16 protein-coding genes are annotated in these 17,927 nt (G+C 58.6%); 11 read left to right on the top strand and 5 right to left on the bottom strand.

The features are described 5' to 3' along the window. Positions 1-87 precede the first annotated feature (87 nt). From TU81_RS20805 to TU81_RS20795, 3 genes are all read right to left on the bottom strand, one after another. Positions 88-846, bottom strand: coding sequence for an alpha/beta hydrolase family protein (locus TU81_RS20805; RefSeq protein ID WP_038981330.1), 759 nt, complete (start codon positions 844-846; stop codon positions 88-90). Next, positions 836-1,945 carry a DUF3182 family protein gene (locus TU81_RS20800; RefSeq protein ID WP_038981329.1) on the bottom strand — a complete coding sequence of 370 codons (1,110 nt, stop codon included), beginning with the start codon at positions 1,943-1,945 and terminating at the stop codon, positions 836-838. The genes TU81_RS20805 and TU81_RS20800 overlap by 11 nt, the downstream gene beginning before the upstream one ends. Positions 1,946-2,251: 306 nt before the next feature. Continuing rightward, positions 2,252-3,247: a GlxA family transcriptional regulator gene (locus tag TU81_RS20795; protein WP_048396425.1), complete on the bottom strand. Its 996-nt coding sequence runs from the start codon at positions 3,245-3,247 to the stop codon at positions 2,252-2,254. Positions 3,248-3,349: 102 nt separating this feature from the next. On the opposite strand from TU81_RS20795, the gene TU81_RS20790 reads away from it, so the two are divergent. From TU81_RS20790 to TU81_RS20745, 10 genes are all read left to right on the top strand, one after another. Next, complete coding sequence (locus tag TU81_RS20790) at positions 3,350-3,898, top strand: cysteine hydrolase family protein (RefSeq protein ID WP_048396424.1); 549 nt, start codon at positions 3,350-3,352, stop codon at positions 3,896-3,898. Positions 3,899-4,262: 364 nt separating this feature from the next. Continuing rightward, positions 4,263-4,844, top strand: coding sequence for a YjfI family protein (locus TU81_RS20785; RefSeq protein ID WP_088500343.1), 582 nt, complete (start codon positions 4,263-4,265; stop codon positions 4,842-4,844). A gap of 24 nt (positions 4,845-4,868) precedes the next feature. Next, positions 4,869-5,567 carry a PspA/IM30 family protein gene (locus TU81_RS20780; protein ID WP_007896817.1) on the top strand — a complete coding sequence of 233 codons (699 nt, stop codon included), beginning with the start codon at positions 4,869-4,871 and terminating at the stop codon, positions 5,565-5,567. Positions 5,568-5,828: 261 nt separating this feature from the next. Further along, positions 5,829-6,392 carry a rhomboid family intramembrane serine protease gene (locus TU81_RS20775; RefSeq protein WP_038981325.1) on the top strand — a complete coding sequence of 188 codons (564 nt, stop codon included), beginning with the start codon at positions 5,829-5,831 and terminating at the stop codon, positions 6,390-6,392. Positions 6,393-6,464: 72 nt separating this feature from the next. Next, on the top strand, positions 6,465-7,499 hold the full coding sequence (locus tag TU81_RS20770; RefSeq protein WP_048396423.1) for an ion channel: 1,035 nt from the start codon (positions 6,465-6,467) through the stop codon (positions 7,497-7,499). Next, positions 7,486-8,160 (top strand): DUF2491 family protein, encoded by a 675-nt coding sequence (locus TU81_RS20765; RefSeq protein ID WP_048396422.1) that lies wholly within the window; start codon positions 7,486-7,488, stop codon positions 8,158-8,160. Before TU81_RS20770 ends, TU81_RS20765 begins: the two co-directional genes overlap by 14 nt. Before the next feature lie 14 nt (positions 8,161-8,174). Continuing rightward, a complete protein-coding gene (locus TU81_RS20760) occupies positions 8,175-8,603 on the top strand; it encodes a DUF350 domain-containing protein (protein ID WP_048396421.1) in 429 nt (142 codons plus the stop codon). Between the two features lie 19 nt (positions 8,604-8,622). Then, positions 8,623-9,348 carry a DUF1190 domain-containing protein gene (locus tag TU81_RS20755; RefSeq protein WP_048396420.1) on the top strand — a complete coding sequence of 242 codons (726 nt, stop codon included), beginning with the start codon at positions 8,623-8,625 and terminating at the stop codon, positions 9,346-9,348. 12 nt (positions 9,349-9,360) lie between these two features. Beyond that, positions 9,361-10,518 (top strand): glutathionylspermidine synthase family protein, encoded by a 1,158-nt coding sequence (locus TU81_RS20750; protein WP_048396419.1) that lies wholly within the window; start codon positions 9,361-9,363, stop codon positions 10,516-10,518. 107 nt (positions 10,519-10,625) lie between these two features. Further along, positions 10,626-12,830, top strand: a complete 2,205-nt coding sequence (locus TU81_RS20745) for an OsmC domain/YcaO domain-containing protein (protein WP_048396418.1) — start codon at positions 10,626-10,628, stop codon at positions 12,828-12,830. Between the two features lie 72 nt (positions 12,831-12,902). Here the strand turns inward: TU81_RS20745 and TU81_RS20740 are convergent, their stop codons facing one another. After that, complete coding sequence (locus tag TU81_RS20740; protein ID WP_016969466.1) at positions 12,903-13,430, bottom strand: single-stranded DNA-binding protein; 528 nt, start codon at positions 13,428-13,430, stop codon at positions 12,903-12,905. Positions 13,431-13,439: 9 nt separating this feature from the next. After that, positions 13,440-14,837, bottom strand: a complete 1,398-nt coding sequence (locus TU81_RS20735) for an MFS transporter (RefSeq protein WP_038981318.1) — start codon at positions 14,835-14,837, stop codon at positions 13,440-13,442. Positions 14,838-15,028: 191 nt separating this feature from the next. Between TU81_RS20735 and uvrA the strand changes: the two genes are divergently transcribed. Further along, positions 15,029-17,863 carry an excinuclease ABC subunit UvrA gene (uvrA, locus tag TU81_RS20730; RefSeq protein WP_048396417.1) on the top strand — a complete coding sequence of 945 codons (2,835 nt, stop codon included), beginning with the start codon at positions 15,029-15,031 and terminating at the stop codon, positions 17,861-17,863. Positions 17,864-17,927 lie beyond the last annotated feature (64 nt).

Below are 17,927 nucleotides of genomic sequence, written 5' to 3'. Positions count from 1 at the left end.
CCTACATTTGATCCGCGCTGTCTGGCTGAACGCGGTCTAATGTGGGAGCGGGCTTGCTCGCGAATGATCGCAAGAACACCGCAAATCTCAACTCGACTGAATAATGCTCAACCGCTCGCCCACCACCATTTCCGTGATCCAGCCCACGAGGATCGAGGTGTACGCCTGTTGCGATACTGGCTCGCTCAAGGCGTGATCGGCACCGTCGATAATCCGGTGAGTCAGCGAGTGGGTCTGCTGACACGCCGCGCGGTAACTCATGATGGTCGCGTGGGGCACATAGGCGTCGGTCTCGGACTCCACCAGCAACACATCCCCGGTAAATTGCGAACAGGCATGCAGCGCGCGATTGCTGTCGGCGCTGACCCGCGTGCTGCGGTAATCGCGCAAATCGAGCTTGTCCAGCTCACGCTTGGGTGTGTGCCAAAAGTCGTCGCGATACAACGCCGGCACCCGCAGCGCCAACCAGCGCACCGGGCGCAAGGACGTCAGGATCGCCGCCAGATAACCGCCATAACTGGTGCCGACCACGGCGATCGCCGAGGTGTCGAGCGCCGGATGGGCGAGCAAGCGGTCGTAGGCCGCCAGCAGGTCACGCAGGTTGTCTTCGCGGGTTATCCGGGACAACGGAATACCGGTCCCGCCAGTATGGCCGCGCAAGTCGAATGTCAGGCACACGCAACCCAACCCGGCAATGCCTTTGGCGCGCTCCAGGTCGCGCTCCTGACTACCACCCCAACCGTGGACGAAAAGCACACCCGGGACTTTCGATTTGGGGCTGAGGAAGGTTCCGCTCATCTGTTCATCGTCGATGTCGATCTGAATGGTTTCGCTTCTAGCCGTCATAGGATTTGACCGTTACGTACTTGAGAAGAAAGTCACTGTGTTCCGCTGGCCCGCGGTAGACCTCAATGGCGTTGGCCGGCAGAGGTTGATCGGTATAGGTTTCGATCGACGACACGCGAATCGCGCGCAAGCCGGGGTTGTTGACGAAGCTCTGCAGCGCCGCGACTTCAGCACTGCTGGCACCGCCCAGGCGCCAGGACTGTTCGAGCACGCCGCTGCGTTGTTTGCCATCGCAATCCAGCCCTTGGGCGATGTCGTAGTTGCGCCGCGAGGCGTAGAAACCGGGGTAGGCTTCATCGGCCGCGCTGTCGAATACCTGCGCTTGCTGGATTGCCAGCCTCGTGTCGTCCGGTAGTTCCAGCGCCAGCAGGTCCTCGTAATAGCCCTGCACCACCAACAGGTTGGACCCTCCATAAACCTGCTCGCCCTGACCGTCTTCGGTCAAGTATTGATCACCGCAATAACTCAGCACCTTGTCGCCGATAAAACTCTGACCGACGCTATGGGTGACCACCTCGGTCAAGTCTTGTTCCAGCACCACACCTTCGGTGAACAATGTTTTGGCATCGGGGCGAGCGAGGATGACGTCGAACTGGTCGAGGCTTTTGATCACTTCCTGACCGCGTCCGGCGCAGGCATGAATAGGTTTCATGCGGATCGGACCGCTGTAGAGCAAGTGCTCCGCTGCCGGGCGAGCATCCTCCAGGGAGAACACACTGAGGCCATCGAGCACGACGCTGCGCACCCGTTCGGAAAACAACGACGACCAGCCTTCGGGTGCGAACGCATAGCGGTTCAACAACCCATGGCTGATGGCTTTGGTGCAGATGAAATCGTGGTCGACGTAACCGCCCCACAAATCCTCCGGCCCTTTGACGCCCAGCTGCCGGGCGGCAGCAACGCCCACCAGCGTTTGGGTCGGCAACAGATAAATATCACGGCCGCTATGCAGCTGCGGGTCGTAACTGCCGCCGTATTCGAGCCCTACGACCTGCGCCAGCCAACGGGCCAACGCGCGGTTGGTTTCGACTTCGTGCAGCGAGGCACTGGGCCGCACTGAATGGGCGAGTACCAGTTTGTTACGATGTGTTGGGGTCATGCGTTCCCCTTCAATCTGCGTTTGATAAATGTAGCTGAAGGAGGTGCAGAGATCAGGCCAATGGCGACTGGAAATAAACGGTTTTTAAATCAGCCAATTGCGAAATGCGTGATAGCACAAGGCCTGTTTTATTCTGCACGACGCCTTTCAATACTCCCGGCATTTTGCACGACTCAAAGTCTGGCATAGACCCAATGTGGGAGCGGGCTTGCTCGCGAATGCGGAGGATCAGTTAGCATCAATGTCGACTGATAGATCGCTTTCGCGAGCAAGCCCGCTCCCACATGGGTTCTGCAGTGATGCTCGCTACCGAGCCACGGCCGCGGTCGCAGACACCCCAAACCGCCCCCGATAATCACTCGGCGTCAGCCCGGTAATCTTTTTGAACGTTGCCCGAAACGCACTCGGGTCCTGGTAACCCACGGTCCAGGCAATGTGATCAATGGTGCCGTTGGTGAATTCGAGCATTTCCCGCGCTTTGCCGACCCGCAGGTGCTGGCAGTACTCGGTGGGTTTCAACCCGGTTGCCGCACGAAAACGCCGCAGGAAAGTGCGCTCTTCCAGCCCCGCCCGCTCAGCCATCGCCGCCAACGAGACATCGGTCGCCCCGGTGCTTTGCAGCCAATGCTGGACCTTGAGAATCGACGCATCGCCATGGTTGAGAATCGGTGAAAAATTACTGCCGCACTCACTCGCGCTGTCGCTGTGTTCCACCACCAGAAACCGCGCCGTGCCGGTGGCAATGCTCGGCCCGAGCAAGCGGTTCACCAGCCGCAATCCCAACTCTGACCAAGCCATCAACCCGGCAGTGGTGATCAGGTCACCATCGTCGACAATCGGCGTGTCGGCCTTGAGCTTGATTGCCGGGTAACGCTCGGCGAAGGCCTTGGCCGAGGTCCAGTGGGTAGTCGCGCTACGGCCATCGAGCAGGCCGCTTTCGGCCAATAGAATAGAGCCCACGCAGACCCCGCCGAGGGTCGCACCGTTGGCGTGCTGCTGACGAATCCAGCGAATCAGCTCTTGGGGCGCCTGCCGCTCGGAAAAACCTCCGATCGAGGGCGGGATCAACACGGCGACCAATGCGCCGGCCGGGCCAGGATGGGTGTCATAGACCCGCTCGGGCACCTGATCGCCCTCGACCTGCCAATGACTGACCCGCAGCAACGGTAGCTGCGCCGCCTGATGCTCGGCGGCGATCCGGTTGGCCACGCCGAACAGGTCCGTCAGCCCATGCACCGCCGCCATCTGCGCACCGGGATAGATCAGCACCCCCAGTTCGGCGACTGCCCTTTCCACACCCATTGTCAGTTTTCCCCCTGCTATTGTCGGTGCGGCCAATCCTCGAACAGCCCGCTAAACCCAATACTTGATTCCACAACCAACACACACTTCGAGGAAACAGTCATGGCCAAGCAAGCACTCATCGTAGTCGATATCCAGAACGACTACTTCCCCCAGGGCAAGTGGCCTCTGGTGGGCGCCGACGCCGCAGCGGACAACGCCGCACGGATGATTCAGGCGTTTCGCGAGGCCGGTGATCCGGTGGTGCACATCCGCCACGAGTTCACCTCCGACGACGCACCGTTCTTCACTCCGGGCTCCGACGGCGCGAAGTTGCACTCTAAAGTCCTCAACCGCGCCGACGAGCCGGTAGTGCTCAAACACTTCGTCAACGCGTTCCGTGAGACCGAACTGGAGTCCATCCTCGACCAGCAAGGCATCGAACACCTGGTGGTGGTCGGGAGCATGAGCCACATGTGCATCGACGGCATCACCCGAGCCGCCGCCGACCTGGGCTATACCGTTACCGTCGTCCACGATGCCTGCGCCACCCGTGATCTTGAGTTCAACGGCGTCACCGTCCCGGCTGCCCACGTTCACGCAGCCTTCATGTCGGCCCTGGGTTTTGCTTATGCCCGCGTGGTGTCCACTGACGACTTTCTGGCTGATTAAGATGAGGAACCTGTGGGAGCGGGCTTGCCCGCGATGAGGCCATCACATCCAACATCTTTGTTGACTGTTACATCGCTATCGCGGGCAAGCCCGCTCCCACAGGATTGCGCTTAACTGACTGGCATTGAGTGATAGACCTTCTTTTGTCATACACCTGTGCAACAGTCGAAAAAATCTCACGCGTGAGCTATTGATGGTCGTAAAAATTGCCTGTAGTGTTTCTCACGCGTGAGTTTTTCACAACGGGGTCAGCATCATGAACAGCAGCTCTCCATCAGATCCGCCAACCGGGTCTGTTACCGATTCAGCGAGCCAAAAGGGAGAGCGCTCGAAACCGTCCGCGAAAAAACCATCCAGTTTCTACATGAAGCAGATGCGCGCGGGCCTGGGTGCCGCCGGGTATGTGAAACACGAGACTTGGGTGCTTCCCGAAAACCGAAGCCTGCTCAAGCAGATGGAGAAACAGCTACGCCAACCGATTCTGGCTGGCTCATTCATGTCGGAGAATTACATGAGCGCAGGTAATAACTGGAACATCGATCGCCTCTACAGCGCCCTTCAGGCCCTCGACGAAGTGGTTTCGAACGACATCACCCTCTCCCTCGTTCAAGGCTCCGAGTCCAGCATCAAGCTGGAAATGAACGATTTCGGTGGCTTGCCGATTTACATCGCCGTGGTTGGCGATCAGGTCATCGTGGACACCGTTCTGGTCGATGTCGAGTCCATCAACGACGTACCGGCATTCAATGATGCCGTTCTGCGCAGCCGGGAAATGTTCCCGCTGTCCTCGATCGGCATCGAGTCCATGCCCAACGGGCAGATCGTTTACAACATGTTCGGCGCCCTGAGCTCCGACTCCAGCCTGACCAACGTCGTGACCGAGGTCAAAACCCTCGTCGACAACGTCCAGCGCGCCAGCGAAGCCTTTGAACGTTTCTTCATCTAATTTTTCGGGAACAGGAAATATCCAATGACTCAGTCCATCTGGAGCAAATTGTTCACCGCGCTGCGTGGTGGTGCCAACGAAGTCGGCGAATCGATCGTCGACCAACAGGCCCTGCGCATCCTCGACCAGGAAATTCGCGATGCTGACAGCGCGCTGGCCAACGCCAAGCGTGAGCTGGTCACCATCATGGCCAAGCACAAACTGTCGGCTGATCGCGTCAGCGAGTACAACGCCAAGATCAAGGATCTGGAATCCAAGGCCCTGGCCGCGATCCAGGCCAACCGCGAAGACCTGGCACTGGAAGTGGCCGAAGCCATTTCGACCCTGACCAATGAACTGGATGTCGAGCAAAAGCAGGCCACCGAATTCGGCGGTTACGCGGACAACATGCGTAAAGACATCACCAAGGCCGAAAACCGCATCAAAAGCCTGCGTCAGCAAGTGGACATGGCCAAGGCGCGTGAAAGCGTACAGAAAGCCCAGGTCAGCGCTTCGATCGCCAGTGGCGGCGCCAACGGCAAGCTGGAAACCGCCGTCGGTACGCTGAACCGCCTGCAGGCCAAGCAGCAGCAACGCGCCGCTGAACTGGAAGCCCAGGACCAACTGGCCGATGCATCGACCGGCACCGACCTGGAGCGCAAGCTGCGCGAAGCCGGCATCACGCCGAACGAAGGCAGCGCCAATGCGATTCTGGAACGCCTGAAGAAAAAATCGGCTGAGTAAGCAACACCGCAGCAGGAAGGGCATTTAATGCCGAGCTGCGGAACCTGTGGGAGCGGGCTTATGTGGCGAGGGGGCTTGCCCCCGTTGGGGCGCGAAGCGCACCTGAAACCAGTCACCACGATCTTGAATTAGAACGCGGTGGCTGGTTTTACGACTGCTTCGCAGTCGAACGGGGGCAAGCCCCCTCGCCACATAAGCCCGCTCCCACATGGGTTGCGCTTAAGTAACGGGCATTCATTGCCCTTCGAGTCGAGGTCACGGATGGATGCCCTTAAGGGTTTCAAGACAATCGCAGGCGTGGCCCTCTTCATGGTCGCGCTGCAACTGCTCAATGTAGTGACCGGCTACAGCCTTATTGCCTTCGGCCTGGTGCCGAGAACTCTGCACGGACTGGTCGGCATCATCACCTCGCCTTTCTTGCACGGGTCCTTTGCGCACCTGAGCACCAACCTGATTGCCTTTTTGATTCTCGGTACCCTGGTCATCGTCGAAGGGCTCAACCGGTTCATGGCCGTCAGCGCCATCATTATCCTGTTGGGCGGTACGCTGGTCTGGCTGTTCGGTTTTGCAGGTGTACACATCGGTGCCAGCGGATGGGTATTCGGGCTGTGGGCGTACCTCCTGTCGCGCGCCTGGTTCCAGAGGAGCTGGAGCAACCTGATAACAGCCAGTGTCGTGGTTCTGCTCTATGGCGGTTTGATTTTTGGCTTCTTTCCTCGCCAGGGCATGTCCTTCGAAGGGCATATCTTTGGTGCGATCGCCGGATTTATTGCAGCCAAGGTACTGTTATCTACGCCGCGCAGCAGGTTTAATGCCGTCCGGTAACCGCACTTGAGCACTCAGACGCCAGAGCGATTACGTCGCCAGGAATGAGCCCCCCATGGAGTCAGGGATGTAATGTCGATTTTCCTTTTATTGCGCACGTACGCCTCTTCCTTCTTCCATCGGTTCGGCTGGGCAGGCCTGGCCATTGCGTTGGGCATACACCTGAGCACGGCCTATATCGGCCTGGCGCTTCTGGGCGAACAACACCTCACCGCCCCCGCCACGTTTACCTACTTCTATCTCACCACCACGCTCACCGTCGGCTATGGCGATCTCGCGCCACAGACATCGGCGGGACGAATTTTCGTGGCTACCTGGGTCATGCTCGGGGGCATTGCGCTGCTGACGGCAGCCATCGGCAAAACCACCAGCAGCGTCATCGATGTTTGGAGAAAAGGCATGAAGGGCAAAGGCGATTTCACCGGCAAGGTCGGCCACACCGTTCTCATCGGCTGGGAAGGCGCGTCCAGCGAGCGGGTCATTGAATTGTTACTGCAGGACGAAACGTCCAATGACAACCTGATTGTCATCTGCGATTGCGACCTCGAAGAAAATCCCATGCCGGGCAAAGCGGACTTTATCAAAGGCGAAAGCCTGTCCTCTGCCGCGCTTTTGCTGCGGGCCGGCGTTCCCGGTGCCGAGCGCGTCCTGGTGCGTACCCATTCAGACGATCTGACCCTGGCCACCGTGCTGGCGATCAATCAACTGAGCCCTGTCGGGCATGTGGTCGCCCACTTCAATGAAAGTGAAATTGCCGCCCTTGCCAGCGCCTACGCGCCCAGCCTGGAATGCACCTCGAGCATGGCCATCGAGATGTTGGTGCGTGCCTCTCAGGATCCGGGCTCGTCAGTGGTCATCAATGAATTGCTGTGCGTGGGTCAAGGCGCCACCCAATACCTGATGAGACTGCCCGAGACTTTTGAAGCAACGTTCGGCGATCTGTACACACAGATGAAAGAGCGCCACAACGCGACCCTGATCGGCTACCGCGCCAAAGGCGCCCGACAGCCTTCGATCAACCCGCCCGGCGCCACTCGCGTTGAGGGCGGCGAACTCTTCTACATCGCCTCCACTCGCCTCAAGGAAATCACCAATGGGATGGTTTAAACAGTTGATGGGGCTTGAGGCCCCGAAAGCGAATACGGAATCGAAATGGACAGCCAACGAAACCCTGCCCGCCACCGGTCCGCTGGGCCTGGCATTGGGCAAGGGCGTGATGTTCGACACGACCCTGAAATTGTTGCTCGACGGCAACACCGCTGTGGTCATTCCTGGCTCCCAGCAGATCTGGAGCTCCGGCACCATCGAGCTCGGGCAGTCGGCCTGGCTGTCGCGCTATTACATGAACGACGAAGACCACTGGCTGCAAGTCCACACCAGCGGCGACATAGCCGGACAAGTCGAATCAGTGATCCTGTTCAATTACCTCAGTTACGTCACCATAAACAGTGAATCGGAGTTGCGTCGGCTGGCCGGTCCTGAAAGCTTGATCGGCCTGCCGACTTACAACCACAACGGTGTCGAATACACCCGCGAATGGGGCACCGAGAGCGGCCAGACAGAACTGGTGGCGCTGAGCGAACACCTGAAAAACCCGGATGAGTCCTACAGCATCGAGCACCGTTCGATGCTGTATGCCCGTGAAACCGGCCTGACCGATCGCCGGGAATTCCTGCTGTTTTCCGTCGAGGAAGACGCCGAAGGCACTATCAGCTTGAGCACTTCGCTGGGCATTTCGCTGTACACCACTGACCTGAACACTTTTTAAAAAGGAAGAAGTCCATGCTTGAAGCGCTCTCCATCTCCCTGAACAAAGCCGCCGTGCTCGGGTTTGTTTTGTACATCCTCGGCGCCGCCGTGCTGTTCGCGCTGTTCCAGTTCATCTACACCCGAATCACCCCGCACAAAGAGTTCGAACTGATCCGCTCGGGCAACGTTGCGGCCGCGATCGCGCTGGGTGGCGCCATGATCGGTTTCGCCATTCCGGCCAGCAATGTGATTGCTTACTCGATCAGCATTCTGGACTTCGTCGTCTGGGCAGTGATTGCCGCTTTCGTACAACTGCTGGCGTTTCTGGTGACCAGCCTGGTGCTTAAAGGCGCCTCTGAACGGATTAAAAAAGGCGAAATCGCTGCGGGTATCTATATCGCGGCAGTGGCCATCAGCGTCGGCATGTTGAACGCCGCCTGCATGACTCCCTCCCAGAACTGATTGCGCCACGGAGATCCCGATGAAACGAAGCAAGTACGTTCAGCTCTCGCTGGCAGCGTCGGTCGCCATGGCGATATCAGGTTGCGGGCAGGAAGAAAAAACCTACCCGGTGCAGAAGAAGTACAACTTCCAGTCTGTTCAGCAGTGCGCCGATGAAAAGCTCCCGGTGGACGTCTGCTCTGACGCCTACATGACCGCCATGGCTGAGCACCGCCGCATCGCGCCGGTGTACGACAACCAGGCCGATTGCGATGCCGACTTTGTCGCCGACTGGTGCCAACAGGATTCCGCCGGCAAGTTCATCCCCAAGCTGGGTGGTTTCGAACTGACCGCCGATGGCGAGGTGACGCAATCCCAAGTGGACGCGGCCAAGGCTCAATTGCCAGCCTCGGAAGCGAACAGTGGAGGCTCCGGGTTCTCCGGCACCAGCCTGCTGACCGGCCTGCTGATCGGCAATATGCTGAGCAGCAATCGCAACAGCTACTTCTCCGAGCCGGTCTACCGCTACCGCGATGATCGCGGCAACTATGGCTCCTCGACGCTCAACCAGCGGATTTCCAAAGGCTCAACCTTTACCAAGTCCAATCAGGCAAGGTACGGCAGCAGCAGCTACACCGACTCAATCCGTTCGGGCGCCAAGCCGATATCCGTTGCCTCATCCACGTCTCGTGGCGGCTTCGGCAGCAAAGCCAGCGCCCGCAGCGGTTGGGGCGGTTCGAGCAGCGCTGGCCGATCGAGCAGTTAAGGAACGAGCGCCATGAAGAAGATCCTCTGCGCAGAGCGTCATGACTGGAAACAGACGGCCGAAAGTCTTGGCTTTCTGTTCCATACCATCGACGACGAACCCTATTGGGATGAGAGCGCGTATTACCAGTTCACGCTCAAACAGATCGAGAACGATCTCGAAGACCCGACCACCGAGATTCATGAGATGTGCATGGACCTCGTGGCCCGCGTGGTTCAGAGCGAGGAGTTGCTGGAGCGCCTGAGCATTCCCGCGCCATTCTTCGACATGGTTCGCACTTCATGGCTCGAAGGCCACCCGCACCTGTATGGACGCATGGATTTCTCCTACAACGGCAGCGGGCCGGCCAAGTTGCTGGAACTCAACTACGACACGCCGACCAGCCTGTATGAGGCGGCGGCGTTTCAGTGGGGCTGGCTGGAGCAATGCATCGAACGCGGCTTGCTGCCCAAGCATGCCGACCAGTTCAACAGCATCGACACCAAGCTGCATCAGGCCTTTGCCCAGCTGCAGCTGAAACAACCCTTCTACTTCGCCTCGATGAAAGATTCGGTCGAAGACAAAGGCACCACCGACTACTTGCGCCTGATCGCGGAAAAGGTCGGCATCGAATCACGGCACATCGATATCGAGGACATCGGCCTCACCAACGAAGGACGTTTCGTCGATTTAGAGGATCGCTGGATTCCTCACCTGTTCAAGCTGCATGCCTGGGAGTTCATCTTCCACGAACCCTTTGGTGCAGCGATTGCTCAGAGCGATACACAGTTTTTCGAGCCGGCCTGGAAATCCATCATCTCCAACAAGGGCATCCTGCCGCTGCTGTGGGAGTCCAACAAAGGTCACCCGAACCTGCTCGCGGCGCACCTGGATGCCGACCCAAGCAAAGCGGTGCCCAAAGGCTGGGTGCGCAAGCCGTTCTTTTCCCGGGAAGGCGCCAACATTGAGCTGCAAACCGCTGACGGTCTGATCGTGAAAGAGGACGGGCCCTACACCGACGCGCCATTTATCCTTCAGGAATTCGCCCCGCTGCCGAAGTTTGGCGACAGCTTTACGCTGATGGGTTCCTGGGTGATTGGCGATCAGGCAGCCGGTATTGGCGTGCGGGAAGACAACAGTTTGATCACCAAGGACTCGAGCCGTTTCTTGCCGCACCTGATACTCGACTGATCCATCCATCGCCGGTGTGGACATAAGTAAGATGCCCGCAAGACTTACGGCTGAAATACCGGATAATGGCGGCCAAATCGTCTAGCCCGTTATTCTGGTAATCCCCCATGGAAATCAAGGTCAACTTTCTCGACAACCTTCGGCTTGAAGCCAAGTTCGATGACTTCACGGTGGTGGCCGATCAACCTATCCGCTACAAGGGCGATGGCTCGGCACCGGGTCCGTTCGATTACTTTCTGGCTTCATCGGCTTTGTGTGCGGCTTATTTCGTGAAGTTGTACTGCGACACTCGCAGTATTCCCACCGAGAACATCCGCCTGTCGCAGAACAACATTGTTGATCCGGAAAATCGCTACAACCAGATTTTCAAGATCCAGGTCGAGTTGCCGGCGGATATCTCCGACAAGGACCGCCAGGGCATCCTGCGTTCCATCGACCGTTGCACCGTGAAAAAAGTGGTGCAAGCCGGGCCTGAGTTTGTGATCGAAGAAGTCGAAAACCTCGACGCCGATGCCCAGGCGTTGCTAATGCCCGCTTCTAGTTCAGAGGCGCACACCTATATCGCGGGCAAGGATCTGCCGCTGGAGCAAACCATCGCCAATATGTCGGCCATTCTGGCGGACCTGGGCATGAAGATTGAAATCGCCTCGTGGCGCAATATCGTGCCCAATGTGTGGTCGCTGCATATCCGCGATGCGCACTCGCCGATGTGCTTTACCAACGGCAAGGGTGCGACCAAGGAAGGCGCGTTGGCGTCGGCGCTGGGCGAGTTTATCGAGCGACTCAACTGCAACTTCTTCTACAACGACCAGTTCTGGGGCGAAGACATCGCCAACGCAGCGTTTGTGCACTACCCGGACGAACGCTGGTTCAAGCCTGGCCGAAAAGATGAGCTGCCGGCCGAAATTCTCGACGAGTACTGCCTGAAGATTTACAACCGCGACGGCGAGCTGCGTGGTTCCCATCTGATCGATACCAACTCGGGCAATGAAGAGCGCGGCATCTGCTCGCTGCCGTACGTGCGCCAGTCGGACGGCGAGGTGGTGTATTTCCCGTCCAACCTGATTGAAAACCTGTTCCTGAGCAACGGCATGAGTGCCGGTAACACGCTGGCCGAAGCCCAGGTTCAGTGCCTGTCGGAGATCTTTGAGCGCGCGGTAAAACGCGAAATCATCGAAGGTGAATTTGCACTGCCGGATGTGCCGGCCGATGTGCTGGCGAAGTACCCCGGGATACTGGCCGGGATTCAGGCGCTGGAAGCGCAAGGGTTCCCCGTGTTGGTGAAGGATGCGTCCCTGGGTGGTGAATTCCCGGTGATGTGCGTCACTTTGATGAACCCGCGTACCGGCGGTGTGTTCGCCTCGTTCGGCGCGCACCCGAGCCTGGAAGTGGCGCTGGAACGCAGCCTGACCGAATTGCTGCAGGGCCGCAGTTTCGAAGGCCTCAATGACTTGCCCCAGCCGACGTTTGAAGGTCATGCAGTGACCGAGCCGAATAACTTCGTCGAGCACTTTATCGACTCCAGCGGCGTGGTGTCGTGGCGCTTCTTCAGTTCCAAATCGGATTACGAATTCGTGGAATGGGACTTCTCCGGCCAAGGCGAAAACTCGAATGCCGATGAAGCCGCGACCTTGTTCGGCATTCTCGAAGGCATGGGCAAGCAAGTGTACATGGCCGTCTACGAGCACATCGGCGCGAAGGCGTGCCGCATCCTGGTGCCGGACTATTCGGAAATCTATCCCGCGGACGATCTGATCTGGGATAACACCAACAAAGCACTGTTTTTCCGTGCCGATATCCTGAACCTGCATCGCCTGGACGAAGACGAACTGCAAGCGCTGGTTGAGCGCCTGGTGGAAAGTGAGCTGGATGACTACACCGACATCACCTCCCTGATCGGTATCGAATTTGACGACAATACGGCCTGGGGTCAGCTGACGATCCTGGAGTTGAAGCTGCTGATTTATCTCGCCTTGCAGCAATTTGAAGAGGCGAAAGAGGCAGTGGAAATGTTCCTGCAGTACAACGACAACACGGTTGAGCGTGGTTTGTTCTACCAGGCCGTCAATGTGGTGCTGGAGATGAAGCTGGACGAAGATCTGGAACTGGAAGACTACGAGGCCAATTTCCGCCGGATGTTTGGCAACGAGCGCACGGATGCAGCAATCGGGTCGGTGGACGGCATCGTGCGTTTCCATGGCTTGACGCCGACCAGCATGAAACTGGAGGGGCTCGACAGGCACCTGCGGTTGATCGATAGCTACAAGAAACTGCACTCGGCACGGGCCAATGTGGCCACTTTGTTCAGTTAACAGCGCCCACAAAAAAGCGAAGCCAGATTACTGGCTTCGCTTTTTTTTATTACTTACTGGATAGCAGCTTTTTTAGAACGGGATATCGTCATCAAAGCTGTCGAAATCCGGAGCCGGCTGCGGAGCGGCCTGCTGTGGAGCTGGTGCCTGGCGCGACTGTTGCGGTGCCGACTGCTGTGGACGCGGAGCCTGTTGGCGTGGAGCCGGGGCGGACTGCTGGTAGTTATTGCCCCCGCCTTGTTGGTCGCCCTGCTGTGGACGGCCGCCCAGCAGCTGCATGGTGCCTTGCATGTCGACCACGATTTCAGTGGTGTAACGCTTGATACCGTCTTTTTCCCACTCGCGGGTCTGCAGCTTGCCTTCGATGTATACCTGCGAACCTTTACGCAGGTATTCGCCGGCAATTTCGGCAACCTTGCCGAACATCGAAACACGGTGCCATTCGGTCTTCTCGACCTTCTGACCGGTTTGCTTGTCGGTCCACTGTTCGCTGGTCGCCAGACTCAGGTTGGTCACGGCGTTACCGTTAGGCAAGTAGCGAACTTCGGGATCCTGGCCGCAAGTGCCGACCAATATGACTTTGTTAACCCCACGGGCCATAACGTTCTCCTAGGCTACGCACGCTGCCCCGGCCGGGTTGTTCACCAGGCGCTCAAGGGTGGTGCGATCCAATAGTTCTGTGTCCAATTTGATGTAAATCGCCGCTTCATCTTCGACGATCACTGCATCTGTTACCCCTACGACGGCCTTCAGGCGCTCGACCAGACCCGCTTCGCGGATCGCCTCGGGCGACAACGGCAAGCGCAGGCTCGTGACGTAAGGTGGTTCGCGCATGGTAACAGCAAAGGCCAGCCAGAGGGCAGCCAGGCCGGCGCATCCGAGGAATACAACCGACAAACCGCCGTGCTGGAACATCCAGCCACCGAGGATCCCGCCCAGCGCCGAACCGAGGAACTGACTGGTGGAATAAACCCCCATTGCCGTGCCCTTGCCGCCCGCCGGTGAAACCTTGCTGATCAGCGATGGCAAGGAGGCTTCCAGCAGATTGAACGCGGTGAAGAACACTACCGTACCAATCACCAGAGCCCGCAAGCTATCGCCAAACTGCCAGAAGAATAGCTCAGTGAACATCAGCGTCACGACGGCGCCGAGCAAAACTCGTTTCATTTTGCGTCTCTTCTCGCCGTAGATAATGAACGGGATCATGGCGAAGAAGGAAATCAGTAGCGCGGTCAGGTAGACCCACCAGTGCTGCTCTTTAGGCAGCCCGGCTTTTTCGACCAGGGCCAGGGGCAATGCAACGAAGCTCGACATCAACATCGCGTGCAACACAAAAATGCCCAGGTCCAGTCGCAGCAGATCCGGATGCTTGAGCGTCGGTATCAGCGCCTGGCGCGCGACGCCGGACTCGCGGTGCTGCAACGGCCCGGTTGCACGCGGCACCATGAACATCACGATGACGATGCCCACCAGCGCCATGCCACCGGTGGCAAAGAACAACCCGGACAGGCCGAAGACACGGGTCAGCAATGGTCCTACAACCATGGCGACAGCGAACGACAGACCAATCGTCATGCCGATCATGGCCATGGCTTTGGTCCGATGCTGTTCCCGGGTCAGGTCTGACAGCAACGCCATGACCGCCGCGGAAATCGCTCCGGCGCCTTGCAGGATGCGCCCGGCGATGACGCCCCAGATCGAATCGGCATTGGCCGCCAGCACACTCCCCAGGGCGAAGATGATCAGCCCCAGGTAAATCACCGGACGACGACCGATGCGGTCGGAAATGAAGCCAAAAGGAATCTGAAAGATCGCCTGGGTCAGGCCGTAAGCGCCAATCGCCAACCCGATGAGGGCCGGGGTCGCTCCTGCCAGGTCCATCCCATAGGTCGCCAGAACCGGCAACACCATGAACATGCCAAGCATACGGAAGGCGAACACCAGGGCCAGACCGCTTGCTGCGCGGGTCTCACTGCCACTCATGCGTTCGCTGTGGGGATCGTGCATGGAAAAACCTCATGTGAACCGGCGGCGATTCTACCAGTCCCATCGATTGACGGGGTATATCGCGACGCTATGACGCGCACAGATGACGCAGTCTTCATGCAAGGCTGCGCGCCCCGCATTTGATAGTGTGCATCCATCCAGTATTTGGCCGTATACTCCTACGTTTTCGACGCCCGCCGAGCGAGGCCACTTTGGACAAGATCCTGATTCGTGGGGCCCGAACCCACAACCTGAAGAACATCGACCTGACCCTGCCACGGGACAAACTGATCGTTATCACCGGCCTGTCCGGATCCGGCAAGTCGTCCCTGGCCTTTGACACGCTGTACGCCGAAGGCCAGCGCCGTTATGTCGAATCACTGTCGGCCTACGCCCGGCAGTTTCTGTCGATGATGGAAAAACCTGACGTCGACACCATTGAAGGTCTGTCGCCAGCGATCTCCATCGAACAGAAGTCAACCTCGCACAACCCGCGCTCGACGGTTGGCACCATTACCGAAATCTACGACTACCTGCGCCTGCTCTACGCTCGCGTCGGTATTCCGCGCTGCCCGGACCACGACATTCCGCTGGAAGCCCAGACCGTCAGTCAGATGGTCGACCTGGTGCTGGCACAACCGGAGGGTAGCAAACTGATGCTGCTGGCCCCGGTGATCCGCGAGCGTAAGGGCGAGCACCTCTCGGTCTTTGAAGAACTGCGCGCCCAGGGTTTTGTACGTGCCCGCGTCAACGGCAGGCTCTGCGAGCTGGACGAGTTGCCGAAGCTGGATAAACAGAAGAAGCACTCGATCGATGTCGTGGTCGACCGCTTCAAAGTCCGCGCCGATCTGCAACAGCGTTTGGCTGAGTCGTTCGAGACAGCGTTGAAACTGGCAGACGGCATTGCACTGGTCGCACCGATGGATGACGAGCCCGGCGAAGAAATCATCTTCTCCGCGCGCTTCGCCTGCCCGATCTGTGGCCACGCCATCAGCGAGCTGGAACCCAAGCTGTTCTCCTTCAACAACCCGGCCGGCGCCTGCCCGACCTGCGATGGTCTGGGGGTTAAACAGTTCTTCGACACCAAACGACTGGTGAACGGTGAACTGACTCTAGCCGAAGGTGCAATTCGCGGCTGGGACCGGCGCAACGTCTATTACTTCCAGATGCTTGGGTCGCTGGCCTCGCACTACAAGTTCAGCCTCGAAGTGCCGTTCAACGACCTGCCGGCCGATCAGCAGAAATTCATCCTGCATGGCAGTGGCTCGCAGAACGTCGACTTCAAATACCTGAACGACCGTGGCGACATCGTCAAACGTTCGCACCCGTTCGAAGGCATCGTGCCGAACCTGGAACGCCGCTATCGCGAAACCGAATCGGCTTCGGTGCGTGAAGAGCTGGCCAAGTTCCTCAGCACCCAACCCTGCCCGGATTGCCGCGGTACCCGTCTGCGTCGCGAGGCGCGGCACGTATGGGTTGGCGAGAAGACCTTGCCGGCGGTGACCAATCTGCCGATCGGTGATGCCTGTGAATATTTCGGCGTGCTGAAACTGACCGGCCGCCGTGGCGAGATCGCCGACAAGATTCTCAAGGAAATCCGCGAGCGCCTGCAGTTTCTGGTCAACGTTGGCCTGGACTATCTGTCACTGGATCGCAGTGCCGATACGCTGTCCGGCGGCGAAGCCCAGCGAATTCGTCTGGCCAGTCAGATTGGCGCCGGCCTGGTGGGGGTTCTGTACATTCTCGATGAGCCGTCGATTGGTCTGCATCAACGGGACAACGACCGGTTGCTGGGCACCCTCAAGCACCTGCGCGACATCGGCAACACGGTGATCGTGGTCGAGCACGACGAAGACGCGATTCGTTTGGCCGACTATGTAGTGGATATTGGCCCGGGCGCGGGTGTCCACGGTGGGCATATCGTCGCCGAAGGGACGCCGGCCGAGGTCATGGCTCACCCTGATTCGCTGACGGGCAAGTACCTGTCGGGTCGGGTAAAGATCGCAGTTCCAGCCAAACGCACGCCGCGTAACAAGAAGTTGTCGTTGGCCCTCAAAGGCGCTCGCGGCAACAATTTGCGCAACGTTGATCTGGAGATTCCGATCGGCCTGCTGACCTGCGTGACCGGTGTATCCGGCTCGGGCAAGTCGACATTGATCAACAACACACTGTTTCCTTTGAGCGCTACTGCACTCAATGGGGCAACGACCCTGGAAGCGGCTGCTCACGAGAGCATCAAAGGTCTGGAGCATCTGGATAAAGTCGTCGACATTGACCAGAGCCCGATCGGTCGCACGCCGCGCTCCAACCCGGCGACCTACACCGGGCTGTTCACGCCGATTCGCGAGTTGTTCGCCGGTGTGCCGGAATCCCGCTCCCGCGGTTACGGGCCGGGGCGTTTCTCCTTCAACGTGAAGGGCGGACGCTGCGAAGCCTGTCAGGGCGATGGCCTGATCAAGGTGGAAATGCACTTCCTGCCAGACATCTATGTCCCGTGCGACGTCTGCAAGAGCAAGCGCTACAACCGCGAGACGCTGGAGATCAAGTACAAGGGCAAGAGCATCCACGAAACCCTCGAGATGACCATCGAGGAAGCCCGGGTGTTCTTCGACGCTGTTCCAGCCTTGGCGCGCAAGCTTCAGACGCTGATGGATGTAGGCCTTTCCTACATCAAGCTGGGGCAATCGGCGACGACGCTGTCCGGCGGTGAAGCCCAGCGGGTGAAACTGTCTCGCGAGCTATCCAAGCGCGATACCGGAAAGACCCTGTACATCCTCGATGAGCCGACCACAGGCCTGCACTTTGCGGATATCCAGCAACTGCTCGACGTGTTGCATCGACTGCGCGACCACGGCAATACCGTGGTGGTGATCGAGCACAACCTGGATGTGATCAAGACTGCCGACTGGTTGGTGGACCTGGGGCCGGAAGGTGGTTCCAAAGGCGGCCAGATCATTGCCGTCGGTACGCCAGAGGAAGTGTCGGAGATGAAGCAGTCTCATACTGGCTTCTATCTCAAGCCGCTGTTGGAGCGTGATCGAGCCTGACCTTGCCCCATGAAAAAGCCCCTGTCACTTCAACAGTGACAGGGGCTTTTTTGTATCTGCGGCA

It is taken from the genome of Pseudomonas lini, assembly GCF_001042905.1.
GTDB lineage: Bacteria > Pseudomonadota > Gammaproteobacteria > Pseudomonadales > Pseudomonadaceae > Aquipseudomonas > Aquipseudomonas lini.
The sequence above is the reverse complement of the archived record's forward strand: the minus strand, read 5'-3'. Positions and strand labels throughout refer to the sequence as shown.